At 35.4% G+C, this 14,888-nt stretch carries 14 protein-coding genes, 1 tRNA gene and 1 pseudogene; 7 read left to right on the top strand and 9 right to left on the bottom strand.

Annotated elements, in window-relative coordinates; genetic code table 11:
- Positions 1 to 58 precede the first annotated feature (58 nt).
- Positions 59 to 301: pseudogene (locus ACYIAL_RS08795) on the bottom strand (transposase); the annotation flags it as partial.
- Positions 302 to 552: 251 nt separating this feature from the next.
- On the opposite strand from ACYIAL_RS08795, the gene ACYIAL_RS08790 reads away from it, so the two are divergent.
- The 6 genes from ACYIAL_RS08790 to ACYIAL_RS08765 all read left to right on the top strand — a co-directional run bounded on the left by ACYIAL_RS08790 (position 553) and on the right by ACYIAL_RS08765 (position 4,249).
- Positions 553 to 1,035 (top strand): MarR family winged helix-turn-helix transcriptional regulator, encoded by a 483-nt coding sequence (locus ACYIAL_RS08790; protein ID WP_065581812.1) that lies wholly within the window; start codon positions 553 to 555, stop codon positions 1,033 to 1,035.
- Between the two features lie 454 nt (positions 1,036 to 1,489).
- Positions 1,490 to 2,077 (top strand): DNA alkylation repair protein, encoded by a 588-nt coding sequence (locus tag ACYIAL_RS08785; RefSeq protein ID WP_065581810.1) that lies wholly within the window; start codon positions 1,490 to 1,492, stop codon positions 2,075 to 2,077.
- A complete protein-coding gene (locus tag ACYIAL_RS08780) occupies positions 2,064 to 2,693 on the top strand; it encodes a peroxiredoxin-like family protein (protein WP_483751454.1) in 630 nt (209 codons plus the stop codon). Before ACYIAL_RS08785 ends, ACYIAL_RS08780 begins: the two co-directional genes overlap by 14 nt.
- A gap of 55 nt (positions 2,694 to 2,748) precedes the next feature.
- The gene (locus tag ACYIAL_RS08775; RefSeq protein WP_065581808.1) at positions 2,749 to 3,015 is read left to right on the top strand and encodes an IS3 family transposase; all 267 of its coding nucleotides are present in this window, start codon (positions 2,749 to 2,751) and stop codon (positions 3,013 to 3,015) included.
- Positions 2,993 to 3,325 carry an integrase core domain-containing protein gene (locus tag ACYIAL_RS08770; RefSeq protein WP_075539333.1) on the top strand — a complete coding sequence of 111 codons (333 nt, stop codon included), beginning with the start codon at positions 2,993 to 2,995 and terminating at the stop codon, positions 3,323 to 3,325. The genes ACYIAL_RS08775 and ACYIAL_RS08770 overlap by 23 nt, the downstream gene beginning before the upstream one ends.
- A gap of 354 nt (positions 3,326 to 3,679) precedes the next feature.
- Positions 3,680 to 4,249 (top strand): hypothetical protein, encoded by a 570-nt coding sequence (locus ACYIAL_RS08765; protein WP_160430361.1) that lies wholly within the window; start codon positions 3,680 to 3,682, stop codon positions 4,247 to 4,249.
- Positions 4,250 to 4,450: 201 nt separating this feature from the next.
- On the opposite strand, the gene ACYIAL_RS08760 is transcribed toward ACYIAL_RS08765, so the two are convergent.
- The 5 genes from ACYIAL_RS08760 to ACYIAL_RS08740 form a co-directional block, all read right to left on the bottom strand.
- Entirely contained in the window at positions 4,451 to 4,978 is a 528-nt protein-coding gene (locus tag ACYIAL_RS08760) for an STY0301 family protein (RefSeq protein ID WP_174797004.1), read from the bottom strand.
- Between the two features lie 123 nt (positions 4,979 to 5,101).
- Positions 5,102 to 5,629 (bottom strand): STY0301 family protein, encoded by a 528-nt coding sequence (locus ACYIAL_RS08755; protein ID WP_483751453.1) that lies wholly within the window; start codon positions 5,627 to 5,629, stop codon positions 5,102 to 5,104.
- Between the two features lie 598 nt (positions 5,630 to 6,227).
- Complete coding sequence (locus tag ACYIAL_RS08750; protein WP_483751452.1) at positions 6,228 to 6,965, bottom strand: carbonic anhydrase; 738 nt, start codon at positions 6,963 to 6,965, stop codon at positions 6,228 to 6,230.
- Between the two features lie 401 nt (positions 6,966 to 7,366).
- Entirely contained in the window at positions 7,367 to 9,082 is a 1,716-nt protein-coding gene (locus tag ACYIAL_RS08745; RefSeq protein WP_483751451.1) for a hypothetical protein, read from the bottom strand.
- Between the two features lie 901 nt (positions 9,083 to 9,983).
- Positions 9,984 to 10,059 (bottom strand) — tRNA-Asn (locus ACYIAL_RS08740).
- Positions 10,060 to 10,207: 148 nt separating this feature from the next.
- On the opposite strand from ACYIAL_RS08740, the gene ACYIAL_RS08735 reads away from it, so the two are divergent.
- Positions 10,208 to 10,783 (top strand): LOG family protein, encoded by a 576-nt coding sequence (locus ACYIAL_RS08735; RefSeq protein WP_483748305.1) that lies wholly within the window; start codon positions 10,208 to 10,210, stop codon positions 10,781 to 10,783.
- Between the two features lie 57 nt (positions 10,784 to 10,840).
- On the opposite strand, the gene fruA is transcribed toward ACYIAL_RS08735, so the two are convergent.
- The 3 genes from fruA to fruB are packed head-to-tail and all read right to left on the bottom strand — an operon-like array spanning position 10,841 to position 14,680.
- The gene (gene fruA, locus ACYIAL_RS08730) at positions 10,841 to 12,532 is read right to left on the bottom strand and encodes a PTS fructose transporter subunit IIBC (protein ID WP_483751450.1); all 1,692 of its coding nucleotides are present in this window, start codon (positions 12,530 to 12,532) and stop codon (positions 10,841 to 10,843) included.
- A gap of 9 nt (positions 12,533 to 12,541) precedes the next feature.
- Positions 12,542 to 13,477 carry a 1-phosphofructokinase gene (fruK, locus tag ACYIAL_RS08725; RefSeq protein ID WP_483748303.1) on the bottom strand — a complete coding sequence of 312 codons (936 nt, stop codon included), beginning with the start codon at positions 13,475 to 13,477 and terminating at the stop codon, positions 12,542 to 12,544.
- Entirely contained in the window at positions 13,478 to 14,680 is a 1,203-nt protein-coding gene (fruB, locus tag ACYIAL_RS08720) for a fused PTS fructose transporter subunit IIA/HPr protein (RefSeq protein WP_483751449.1), read from the bottom strand.
- Between the last annotated feature and the right edge of the window lie 208 nt (positions 14,681 to 14,888).

Genomic DNA, 14,888 nt, shown 5'->3' with positions numbered 1-14,888 from the left:
GAATGATTTTGTTGTAGTTGCTGTGCCCACGTTTTACGTGCCTTTGTGGGCACTAAAGCTTTTTTATGATTTCTTCCTGAAGCTGGGATTTTAAGCTCAGTTCGGCAAACATCTGTTTAAGCTTACGGTTTTCAGCCTCCAGCTCCTTTAAGCGTTTGATATCCGAAGTTTCCATTCCGCCGTATTTTTCCCGCCATTTATAGAAAGTTGAATTCCCCATGCCATATTTACGACACAGTTCTTTAACGGGAATACCCGCTTCAGCTTCTTTTAAAATAGCGACGATTTGATGTTCAGTCATTTTTTCATAATTAAATCCCCTTTTACTTTTATCATAGAGAATTTTCTACTTTTTTGCTGTACTATTTTAGGGGATAGTTACAATCTGTATTAATTTGTTTTGTTGATGAGCTTCATACTTAAGTGAAATTATTTTTTAATATTTCTTGACAAGGAATATGTTTTTTTTATAATCCAGATATAGTTAGATGTCTAACTATTTTTTTGGTAGTTTAGTTAGACATCTAACTATATTAAAAGGAGGTCATAATCGTGAAGTTGGAAAAAAAATATATATCATTAGCTCGTATTATTAAAAAACATAAAGCAGCCAATATATTATCGGTAGAAGCTTGTTTTAGTATACTTTCTACTGGAATGAGAATAGACAAAGAATGTGCTAAACGACTAAGTGATTATCAGTTATCTGAGGGGCGTTTTATGGTGCTCGTACTTCTATTTGAGCATAAGGTGCTATCACCGCAAGAAATTGCTACTCTGAGTGGAGTTACAAAACCAACGATAACCTCTTTCATTCATTCTTTAGTTAAAGAAAAATTGGTCAATAAAACTGAAGACATCACCGATGGAAGAAAAATTGATATTACTCTGACTAAAAAAGGCCAAGATTTGATACACCGAATCTTCAAGGAACATAGTCTTTGGATTGCTAACATTACAAAAAATTTAACAGATTCTGAAATTAAAACGCTCGTTTGTATTTTAAATAAAATGTCTCAGCTTAAAGATGATTAATTATAATTTATGAATTTAGAGATTACTGATATGCTTCAGGAAACAAAGAATCTTAGAATTGTTACGCATCTTAACAAATCATCTTTTATTAAAGATAAGATAACAATAAAATTTGCTTCCACGTATGATGCGTTTTTTGAAGCTATTTGGTTGATAAGTCGAGAATATGTTCTCAAAGGGCTTATTAAAAGTGAACGAAAACTACCTTATTTCTCTCCGTACTTAATAATTATGCCGAATAATCGGCTTTTAATAGTATTACATGTAGATCAGATTATTGATTGTTATTATGAATTGCTGACAATGGGAAGAACCTTCGGTTTTACTCCATATCGACTTCATTCGGTCTTTATGAGTCAGTATTTTATGAGTGATACGATACATGGAAAGTTAACTGAACAGATTAAAAAATCATCTACCCCAACAATATCATATTACCAGGGTGTTACGAATAATGAATCGTATTGACATATTGAATAACGGGCTTGGTGCCACGACTAATCTCAATGAATGCTTACAAATAGATCAAGAGCATTTATTTAGAGTGGTTCTTACCCAAAAGAAACCTCCACTATCGCTACAAGAATTACTTATCCAGATTCAATCTTACGCTAAAGATATCCACTTTAGAGTTTGCAAATGGGTTTGGATGGCCGTTCGAGAAAAATTATCTTCTGATTTAATTGTTTCTATTCAATTACTTTCTACTTGGGTAATAAACCCAAATCCCTACGTTAGGTGGTTTGCTGTTGAATGTTTAAGGCCTAGAGGGGGTTGGTCTAAGCATATTAGTGAGTTAAAAACACAACCTGAAATGGCTCTTTCTTTACTTGAACCATTAAAAAACGAACCTGAAAAATATGTCCAAGATTCAGTTGCTAATTGGTTAAATGATGCAAGTAAAACTCGACCAAGTTGGGTATCAGACCTCTATTCACAATGGTTATCAGAAAGTGATTCAGCATTTACACAGCGTATTGTTAAAAAAGCTATACGCACAATAAATAAACCTCTAAAGGAAAATAATCATGAAATTAAATGAAAAACTTGAGCTAATACAAAAAGAAATGGCGCAAACTGTGCCAGTTGATATTTTAAATGCGTTCGGACAATCACTTCATGAACTTATAGAGCTAAATTTAGAAAACCACGCTCTTAAAGTCGGTGATATAGCTCCTGATTTTACGTTGCCAGATGCTGAGGGTCTACCTATTTCGCTCTACGATACATTGCAACATAATCCAGTTATACTTAGCTTTTTTCGTGGTAATTGGTGTCCGTTTTGTATGGCTGAATTAGCACATTACCAAGAAGCTATAAATAACAATCTTATTGATAGTGCAACGGTTATTGCGATTTCTCCTCAAACTATTCATTTTAATCACGATGTAACGGTACGAAATAACCTCGAATTTAGAATACTTTCTGATAAAGGGAACGAAATTGCTGATAAATATGGGCTTGTTTTTACGCTGCAAGAAAATGTTCGTGATATCTATAAAAACATGGGAGCAGATTTAGAATTATTTAATAATGATAAGACGTATAAACTGCCTATTCCTGCAACTTATTTTATTGATAAAAATAAAAAAATTCTATTTTCTTCAGTTTCCACAAATTATATGGAAAGAGCTGATGTATGTGATATTAAACTTTAAAAATCATTTGGATTAATTTATATAGAGTCTAAAGGGCTTATATAAGAATCTACTGTTGAATTATCCACACTTCAATGTCATCGATGACTTTAATCGTGAGGTGCTAGGCATTGATATTGCGGTCAGTTTGCCGGCTGGCAGGATCACCCGTTATCTGGATAAACTGGCTGAATATCATAATTATCCACTCAAAATACGAGTAGATAATGGACCGGAATTCACTGGAAATACGTTTATTAACTGGGCTAAATCACATGATATAGCCATTGATTATATTGAGCTCGGCAACCCATATCAAAATGGGTATATTGGAACGATTTAATCGCATCTATCGCACAGAGGTACTAGATTTATATCTATTTAATAATCTGGAACAAGCAAGAAAGGTAACAGAAGAATGGCTAACCAGTTATAACAACGAAAAACCTCATGAAGCATTAAATAATATGACGCAGATTGAGTATAAAACCCTAAACAAGGAGTATTATTTTCTACTTGAATCTTGTACTAAGTTTGGGGTATTTACATTTGTTCCTTTGACAAGTAAAAACGAACGATATAAAACTCTCTTTTATGGTATTAAACATCTGGTTAAAGTTGAAAAGTCCATTGAAGATAAATTAAGAAGATAAGCTAAGCGCGATAATAAACCCTATCAAGGCGGAATGCTCTATGTTGACACCAAACGTTTACCGTTACTTAAAAATGAAACGAAAAAAAACACGAGACTGATTTTTTACGTGAGCTTTATGGGGTCATATACCCCGATAAATCCCAATTTAGCTCAACACAGTTTCTACAAAATGATGTATTAGCCCAATGTCCTTATATCATTGAATGTATTTATACCTATAACGGACGTGAATATCAAGGGACAGGTTGTAACCACCCCATAAAACAGCACAGTTTTAAGACTGCTGCTAAGATAGCATTTCATTGCTTTTCAAATATGTTAAAATGCAAATAAATTAGGATAAGGAAATAATATGATAACAATTAATATGTTAACTCAGAATCAAAAGCTATCTGATTTTGAAGATGTCATCGCGTTCTTTGATAAGATTTATGAGTGTATCCCTTGCGAATCAGAGCTAAGCACAAAACTGGATCGAAATGCTTTCTATGCTTTTGTTGTCATTCATACCATTAGTCATTGGCAAAGTGATGGTTGGTGTAATCTTTTATGGAATTATGCTACAGCAAAATATGTTGTACCAGCAATGAAAGCAGTAAATTTACCGCAAATTGCAGATGCTTTTGAACAAGTAGAACAAACTTATCCCTTTTCCTATTCAGAATGTGAAAATGAGAAAGAATTATGTAGTTTAGGCAATTTTATTGAAAACCCACGGCAAAAGCGCAAATACATTTCGTCAGAAAGGTTACTAGCCATGTCAGATGAACAACGTCAAACCTATTCAAAAAATTTTCTCGCTAAATTGCAAATATTAGATGAGTTGGTTACACCTTTATGGGATTATCAAGCACCCGAACAAGAAATTTGGCAACCTGTCATTGATTTTATAAATCAACATATAGAGAAGCAATCTATATAACGATTTAATCAAACCAGATTTTCATTATTTATTTCACTTGCTCCAATATGGTTATAAGTGTGATAAAGGACTATATAAAACGCTAATCTCTGACAAAAGTAAAAGGCAGTCACAAACGACTACCTTTTACTATCTTTATTGAGGTATAACTTTTGTGGGAAATGTGAACATATCCCCCGAAATATCCAAACTAATATTAATTTATTTTGCTTTTTCAGTACTACACACTAATTTAGCAAGTGTTCCTTGATGCTGATTTTGGGTGTCAACTGCCCAACAAGTTTTCAGTGATGCATCAATAGGCTTTGTCAATTGTACTTCGTTATTGTAGTTATAATTACAGCTAGCCCAAAAGCTCAGTTTATTAGTATCATCACTGCTCTCTAACAACCAAACTGCCTTATATTTTTTCCCATTTATCATTGCGGGCTTGGTTTTTATTCTTTTTGCTGAATCTGTTGATTTTCCGGAATATACTTCTACTTGATTTAGTCGAATAAGAGAACTGGTGTGAGCGATATCTTCTGGCAAGATTAAACCATTAATTTTATTCTTATCATAGCCTTTTTCAGACACTTCCCAGCCTTCAGGCACAACTTCTAGTTCAGGTTTAGCATATTTTATTTTTACCGATTCGGGACAAACTATTTCTTGATTTGCATTAGCTGAACGGCAAAGACTCCCCCCTATTACGACAATTGCTGCTAAACTTAAAATTTTACCTTTCATGTTTGCTATTCCTTCTTAATCTTATAAAAAATACAATGATTTCTAATAGTTAATATCATTTTATTAAGTTAAATGCATTAGACTATTAACTATCTAAACCAAGGCTATTTTTGCTATCTAACTTTATCCGATGTTAGAGCTTAAACTAACTTTATTTTCACCTTTAGAGTATGATTGTCGACCTTCATGTATTTTTTTATCGCAATTTAGTTTTACTTTCATATTACCTTTTGCATCTTTTGAAGTGATTACCCAGCAGGTTTTCATGGTTGGATCGATGTGTTTTATTAAGCGAACCCGATTACGTGAATAAGAACAATTAAACCAATAACCAGTATCATTAGGTGTATCATAACGAGTATCAACACTCCATGAATCCTTATATTTTTTACCTTTAATGGTAGTTGTAAAGGGTATCATCTGTCCTAAATTCACTGGTTTACCATGGTATACTTCACCACTATCAACTCGTAACAACAGATTTTTTTGTTCGGATATTTGCCATCCTTCAGGTAATGTTTCTAATTCGGTGGGAATAGCGTTTACCTGAACAGAATCAGGGCAAGTTATCTCATAAATTGCATTAGCTGAAAGGGGCATACAAGCTCCAGCTAATAATATTATGGCAATACTAAAAATTTTTCCTTTCATGTTAACTATTCCTTTTTAATTATAAAAAACACTATTTTTAGTGTTGAATAATATAACCTTTTTTAAAATTTAAGTCATTAATCATTTATATTAGGTGATCAATTGTGGATTAAGTACATTATTACAAACCCAACTTGTTTTGTAATTCATGCAGGATTAAGTATTGCTGCTATATTGGTGGGCGCAATTGCTCTTGAGCTGGAGAAACTTTTCTTTGATGATTTAACCTTAATTTGCCAATAATCATGCTTTCATCCCTAAAAGCATATAACGATAGAAGGGTCAGTTAGCTTAACCTATCCACTCATATTTATAGAATATGAGTGATGACTATCAAGACGCTGAGGCACTAAAGATAAGATAAAGATAAAAAACACCTGAACATAAAATCAATAAAGTAGCCCTGATTACATAAATTTTCATGTTTTGACAGGGTATTAATATTATTTGATGATAGCGTAAAATTTTTATACGGTATGCGTATAATATTTAATTACGAAAAATCATTAAAAAATACATTATATATTTTAGTGTGTTATAAGTGATAAGTGCAGTAATTATTGGCTCTACTCGTTCTCACCGATAGAGCCAAAAAGTATTAATCAACTATCACACGACCATTTAAAGGCTGAATTGGACGGTTGTTATCGTGATGCATGATTGAGTGGAATTTTTCAATTTGTTTGGCAGATGCGCTACTTTCTTGTTCTAAAATAATCCATCTCACACCTTCCGTACAAGGCGGTGTTGTTAGTGAGCCGCTAAAGCGGTAAAAATCTAATCTATTTGGCAATAATGCCTTAATATTAACCGACTGACTTAATGCCGCAGTATTTCCTACTTGTGTCGGAATATGTTGCCAAGCTTTAGCTAATTCGGGGTTAGATTTTCCCCTATTAAACATAAGACCAACAACCGTTAAGTCGCCCTTGTCGTTTTTATAAACAAAGTGAGCTTCCATCGGAAAGGGTTTACTTTTAATCATATTTTCGCTTGGTGCATGAAAATGGAATTGTTGTAACGTAAAGATTTCATTATCAATTTCTAAGGTATTACCTTCGTTAACATTGATTTGAATGGTATGGCCGTTGTTGATGATTTCTTGCTTGCTGGGTTTAAACACCAGTTTAAGTTTATCATGGTGCGTTTTTAGTGCATGTTCAATATTGATCGGCGATTGATTTTTGCCGTTTTCACAAGTTGAAAATTCAGGTGAAAGTTTTCCCCAATTTTCGGGTTTAAATTCGCCTTCATAATCCCAATGCGGAGCAGGCTCTACAGCAGCACAAGATAAACTGGTTGCCATTAAGGCTGCAATGATTATATTAAATTTCATGTTGATTTTACGTCAGAAAGTTGTTTAGTGGGAACCAAATTATACGCCACAAAAAACCACCTTACTACAATCACACATCATCACTTTTTGATATTTTTATAAAAAAATCGTTTGACATTTATACAAAAAAAACCAGATAAAAAATAGCCTGTTTTGTTTGGTAATAATTTTACTCAATTTTTATTATGATAATGTCTAATTGTTTATGTTGAGTAACTCTTCACAGCTTAAGCGTCGTCAGTCAGGGAAGTGTTTTTTTTTGATTTTCCGTCATTAAAGCGCAAAACTCGCAGCTCTGCCTTCCCTCCCAAACTGACTCGGGGCTGTTCTTTGATAACTTAGCCAACTACAGTCATATAAGTATCACTGCGCCTTAATGATTAAGAACTCAATGCTAAAAGTTAAGGTGCGGTGCAAATAACACTGAAACGGTCAAAGTCAGAGTTATCGTCGCCGTAGACTACATCGTAGTACTCACCTGTGATAATAACCTTGCTGCCATAGTCAGAATCTACACAAAAGCCGTTAGTCTGGAAAACTTCATCAGGGTAATAACTTATGTAGCCCCACTCGGGTAAAAAGCCTGCTCCTATTTGACGCTGGAAATAATTACCACTTGATGACGGCGTGGCACCCTCTATGCCTTCTAAGCATGGAAACCACTTATCCTTACCACATTTCGAATTGGTTAAATCTCTGACTCGTGACAAACGATACCCCAAACTACTACACCACGATGCTTGTTCGGAATAGCTCCTCCATTTATGACCTCGATTGATAAACCACTTCTGCAAAACAAAACCATACTTAATCACCACATTACCACTTCTATCCCTACCCTCTAATTCAAAGGTCTGCGGTAAAATAGGTCTACGAAGTGGACTAGGATTATCTAACTGTATTTGCGCATCACTTGCTCTAGGACCATTTAATGTTACCCGCGTTACATACTGAGATTTATCACTAATCCATGCATCGTATTCTGTTATACTTCCCCATGAGGTTGCGAATGAGCCAGAAAGAGGCAGTGTCCAATTTACAGTAGCCGTTATTCCACCATGAGTAACAGGCGACCAGGTCAATTGACTTGCATCCACCCCACCTATATCTAAATCAAAATATAATCCATCAGCACCCGTAGTAGGAAAATTTCGGTCGTAGAATGTTGAATTTGTTGACTGAGTTAAAAAACCCTTATCAGAATTCCATATGCTAGCAGGTCCTGCCGCTTCATCTTCACCATAGTAAAGACTCGGCCTTGCGTAACAAACTTTAGGCTGTGAATTTGGATTGATATAATACGTCACCGTACGACCATCGAAATTCCTGCTATTCGGTATACCATACTGGGTAGTTAAATTACCATCTGTACTACTTAATGTTACCTTATAAGGTGCACTACATATATTTAATGTATCACTACGACTTACTGCATTACCATTCTTATCAGTAAAACTCACCGATATACTCCCCGTTGCAGTCACCCCATTAGTATCCCGACCATCTCCATCATCATCTCCCCAATAATTATACGGCGCTCGAATAAGTGCATCTAGTCCTATTGAGTTGGTTGACGGCGGCACCAACATCCCTATATCACTAAAGGTATTTCCATTTATTAGCCTTATTGGATTTGTTGCACTTGATGTATTGGTTGATGGCGTAACCGTTGTACCATCTGGCAAGGTAATCAACAATAACGCGTCAGTGGTAGTCACTTTAGTTTGACCTCCATCAAACGTTAAATACGGCGCACTACCTTGAATCACTTGGCTAGTATGCACTGTTAATGCCTGTGAGCTGAGCGAATATGGCAATAACAACACTGGCGTTAATGCCAACGGGATTTTTGCAAAAAATTCGGTGGATAATTTTGATGATATAAACGAGGAAAGGATAAAAAACCGTCTAATGCGATTATTTGATAAATTTAAGTCATAGGTTTGCCATGTCTGTTGTCTGTTGTCTGTTGTCTGTTGTCTGTTGTCTGTTGTCTGTTGTCTGTTGTCTGTTGTCTGTTGTCTGTTGTCTGTTGTCTGTTGTCTGTTGTCTGTTGTCTGTTGTCTGTTGTCTGTTGTCTGTTGTCTGTTGTCTGTTGTCTGTTGTCTGTTGTCCAAGATTATACTTCATAACATTCCACCTTACAAATAAAATATTGTTTTATTTGTTTTTTTATGATTATTAGCCTGTAAAATGAGCTAATTTAATTTTTACCGTTAAAATTATAATATTTAAAAAAAGCTTGGCTAGTTTTTTTGGGGAATTTTTTGTAAGGGAATGTAAAGGAAAGAATGGGTTAAGCTTTGAAGAAAACTTTAAATGGTTGAAATTTTTGATTTTTGAAAAAAACAACAAGATAAAAAAATAATAAAATCAATGCACTACCTGACTATTTTTATAGTTTTTGGGTTCGGGTGACAATATTTGACAATAATTTGTGTGGTTGGGTTTCGGACATTTTGAGTTTTTTGTGGTGGAATCAATAGCAACAGTGACAACGGTCAAGTTAGGAAATTAGCAAATTCCTTAACACCCCACACTTTAGCTACAGAATGCGACCGACTTATATTTACTCGTATCAACCTGATACTCGCCTTTTGATGTCATCTTCACTTTGCTCAGGTGTTCAAATTTATTCCTAACAAAGCCCAAACTCGCCAAACATCCATACTTGTTGTGCTAACCTCGCTTAGTTGTCGACGCATTCTAGCGCGGTGAAAGGGCAGCTATATTGACCTTACAATATTATGGGAATGTTTTTTTACTATAAAAACCATTCATTCACTAAGTTAATTTTAATTAATATTTAAAAATAACTACAATGATAACATTCAATCCAATGTGTTCATTTTAATTTCTTTTAGCAACTCATTAATTTGATAAGAAGATTAAAAAATTAAATACATATCCCCAAAAAAACGTGGTTTTAAGCGTATTTGTTGTAACAACGAAATAAATAAGTAGGTATTTTAAGATACAAAAAAACCTGCTATAAACAGGCTATAAGGATTCGGAAATTGGCTCCTCCAACAGGACTTGAACCTGTGACATACGGATTAACAGTCCGCCGTTCTACCGACTGAACTATGGAGGAACACTTAACACGCAGAATATTAACTATTTATAATGACAATGTCAATCTCTAAAACACTAAACAAAATCAACTGCTCAGCTTATAAGCAAATTCTGTGATTACTGTGTTAAAATAATAGGTAAATGATATAAAAGGTAGAATAAAATTGATGAAAAAAAATATTTGTGTTTTTTGTGGTGCAAGCGATGGTAGTCGCCTAGAATATCGGACTCATGCTGAACAATTAGGTAAAATATTAGCTGAGCAAAACAGGCGTTTAATCTATGGTGGTGGTAATAAAGGCTTAATGGGTATTATTGCTAACGCAGTCTTAGCTCATGGAGGCGAGGTAATTGGCATCATTCCTGAACGTTTAGTCAAAGCCGAAACGGCTCACCACGGTATCACTCGTTTAGAAGTGGTGGATAATATGCATCAGCGCAAAGCAAGACTGTCTGAGCTTGCCGATGGCTTTATTGCAATGCCAGGCGGAACAGGTACGCTAGAAGAAATTTTTGAAGTCTGGACGGGTATGCAAATCGGTTATCACAAAAAGCCAGTGGCTTTATTTAATCCAGCTGAATTTTGGCAGCCTATGCTCAATTTTTTACAACATGCCGTGAATGAAGGATTTGTTCGAGATAGTTTTTATAAAACCTTAATCGTTTCGGAAGATCCACAATTGATATTACAACAAATAGATCACTTTATTCCTAAAGATCTACAGCGTTGGGTAAAAAAATAATGTATTGATGATAAAAAACGCCATCTTTTGATGGCGCTTTTATTTATATGATTAAAATTAAGCGGCAGTTGCAGCTTCTGACTCTGGTTGTTTGATAAATGCATAAGCCACACCAGCAATAACAGAACCAGTCACAATAGATAACAAGTAACCAACTACAGGTTTAACCACGCCAGGAATTGCTAAGGCAAATAACCCACCATGTGGTGTCATTAATGTTGAACCAAAGGCTAACGCCATGCCACCAGTAATTGCCCCACCAATAATACAACATGGGATAACACGTAATGGATCACGAGCAGCAAATGGAATTGCCCCTTCGGATATAAAGCACAAGCCTAATACCAATGAAGCTTTACCACTTTCTTGTTCAGTTTTAGCAAATTTTTTGCTCGCAATAAGTGTTGCTAAGCCCATAGCTAACGGTGGAACCATACCACCAGCCATAACCGCTGCCATTGGTGCATAAACTTGAGCTGAAATTAAACCAGTACCAAATGCGTAAGCAACTTTATTAATTGGACCACCCATATCAGTACACATCATTCCGCCTAAAATAGCTCCCAATATAACCGCATTCGCCGTACCCATTGAGTTTAGCCATACTGTTACAGCGTTCATTAACCATGCAATAGGAGTACCAACAATAAATTGCATCACAAGACCTGTAATAAGCGTTGCAAATAGTGGTACGATTAATATTGGCTTTAATGCTTCTAGCGTTTTTGGTAATGGTAAATATTTTGTGATTAATAGCGCCAAATAACCAGCAAAATAACCAATAATAATCCCACCTAAAAAGCCTGCTCCAGTTGATACCGCAAGTAAACCACCCACAAGCCCCGGTGCAAGCCCAGGTCTATCAGCAATAGAATAAGCAATATAACCTGAAAGCAATGGTACCATAAGTGAGAAAGCAAGCCCTCCAATTTGAGCTAAATGCGGTTCACCTATTAATTTTTGCACCCCTTCAACAATTTCAAATGAACCAAAAGCAAATGAAAGCGCAATAATCAAACCACCAGCAACCACCATTGGTAACATGTAAGATACGCCAGTTAATAGATGTTGATAAACACCTTTTTTATCATTGCTTGATTCAGTTTTTGCAGCGTTTGCTGGCTGATAAACCGTTGCTTCTTCAAATGCTTTATCAAATTCTTGTGCTGTTTTTTTCAGGGCAGGACCTGTTTTGGTACGATAAAGTTTTTTACCCGCAAATTTGCTTAAGTCGACATCGATATCACAAGCAGCGATAACCACATCGGCAGAAGCGACTTCTTCTGGTGTTAATTCATTACCAACACCAACTGAACCGCGAGTTTCAACTTTACACCACCAACCACGTTTTTTGGCCTCTTCTTCAATGGCTTCTGCCGCCATAAAAGTATGAGCAACGCCTGTTGGACAAGCAGTAACAGCAACAATACGTTTTACACCATGACTTGACGTTGCTGTTGGTGTCACCTCGGCAGATTGTTGATAAACACTCGCTTTATTTTGTGCATCAGTTAAAATCTGTTTTGGATTAGCAAAAAGTTGATTTAAGTCTTCAACGACATACACTTTTTTGCCAACCACAGATTTATCACTAATGGTTCCCGAACCGACAGCAACAATAATATCTGCTGATGCAGCAGTGTCAACGATGTTTAAATTTAAGGCATTTGCCGCTAAAGCTAATTCTGCTTTAGCTAAACGTCCATTAACTGGACCTGCATGACTACCTTCAATAATATATATATTCATGAATACTCCTTATGCAGCAATTATTTCAATTTTTTCTAGCATATTATTTACAGCTTGACGCTCAGCAATGCCAACACCAGCCTGTCCAACCGATAGAGCCGCAACACTTGATGCAAAGACTAAAGTGTCTTTAATTGATTGCTCAGTGATTAAACCATACATTAAACCAGCGACCATTGAATCGCCAGCCCCCACAGTACTAACTACTTGGCATTTAGGTGGTTTTGCTAACCATGCTTCATTTTTAGTGACCCATAATGCACCTTTGCTTCCAAGCGAAATGATGACATTGTCAACGCCGCCATTAACTAACTCCATAGCAGCCTTTTTTACATCATCCAATGTCGATAATTTACGACCTATCCACATTTCAAGCTCTTTATCATTTGGTTTGATTAACCATGGTTTTGCTTTTAATCCTGCGACCAATGCATCTCGACTACTATCGAATACAATTTTTGGACAAATCGCTTTAACTTGTTCCATCCAATTTGTAAATTTATCAAGTGATACTCCAGCAGGTAAGCTACCACTAATAGCAACCATATCAATGTCTTTTAACCATTCAAGAGAGTTTTTTACAAAGTTTTGCCAGTCTTGCTCACTAATAGTAAAGCCCGAAAAGTTCAAATCTGTTACTTCACTATTCTCTTCGGTCAACTTAACATTAATACGTGTACGCCCCGCAATTGTTTCGAATTTATCAACCACATTTAATGATTTAAATAATAAATTAAAGCCATCACGATTTTCTTTACCTAAAAATCCACCGACAGTTAGTTGAACATCTAAATCAGACAAAACCTTAGCCACATTGATGCCTTTACCAGCAGCAAGTAACGCATTAGTTTGGACTAAATTAACATCACCAAGCTCCACTTTTGGGCAAAAACCTAAAAGATCATAAGCAGGATTTAAGGTGATTGTTGCAATACGATAAGTCATTTAAACACCCTCACCTAGACCGCTTTCAATCGCTTTACCAATAGCATCAAGTGCTTGAGCCGCATCATCACCAACCGCTGTAAATTTTAATCGACTGCCTTTTTTGGCACCCAATGCAACAATTTTCATTAAACTTGTTGCACTCACTGGCTCGCCTTTGCCATCTAAATTAGCAACAGTTACTTTACTGTTAAATTCTTTAACGAGTTTGACTAAAACAGACGATGGGCGAGTATGTAAACCATTCTCATTAGGAATAATAAATTCACGACTTAATGATTCATTGTTTGATTCGGTAATAGCCGACTCATTTGGAGAAGTTGATTGAATTTCTGATTCATCAGATCCTACAGTTTGACAGCCAGATAACAGAAGATTGATAAGCCCATCAATATTTGCTGATAATAGTAACGCTAATTTTTGATTAAAAGCTAAAGTAGCAATGTTATTTATAATTTCAGAAACAGAATCATCAACGACTGACATAGTAATAAGTAACTTAACAGGCTTACCATCTTCATTGAGATTACTAGTGGTACGGCTAATCGCCACCGCATTTTTTAAATTACCTTCTTTGCTATCATTTAACCAAACACCCTCGCCTAGGTAAGTTGGTTTATTATCTAATACATCAGCAATAAAACTTGCATTGACTGCATTTTGCTGTTTTAAACGTGATGCATTTAATGCTTGTAGTGTTGATAAACTATCAGCAGGAATATCCAATAATAATGCAGATTCATTTACAGTAAATTGACTATCTTCTGGACTTGTTTTGCCAGTTAAAATGGCAATTGCTTCGTCAGCCGATTGAATTTTTTTGATTCGTTCCTCTACCCCATCAGCACCAAGCACATGAGTAAGTTGACGAAGTAATTCTAAATGCTCATCAGAACTTGCTGCAATACCAATTGCAAGATAGGCCTTTTCACCATCATCCCCCCATTCAACGCCATTAGGAAAACAAAATACTTGCACCCCTGTTTTTTTTACCAAATGGCGAGTTTTAGTAGTGCCATGGGGAATAGCAAGACCAATGCCTAAATATGTCGCTGCTTGAGATTCTCGTTCAAGCATGCCATCGACATAACCATCTTCAACATATCCTGCTTGGGTTAATGCCGATGCAACTTTCTTTATTGCTTCTGTTTTATTTGTAGCTTGTTCATTTAAATGAATGTTTTCTTTAACTAAATGAAACATATAATAAATACCTCTGGGTTAAAATGTTGGGTCGACTAAAATGACTCAGCAAATATAAATCCTTGAATTAACATTATTGAATCGTTTCAGCAATAATGAATAAATTAATATTAATTATCAAATAAATTATTTCTATTGATCAATAATTTGTGATCTGGATCTTATTTTTTATTTAAAATTTAAACTGTTTTAAAGCCAATATTGCGTT

This window comes from Gilliamella sp. X-57, from assembly GCF_057063565.1.
Note: the sequence above shows the minus strand (reverse complement) of the source record. Positions and strands in the feature narration are given on the sequence as shown.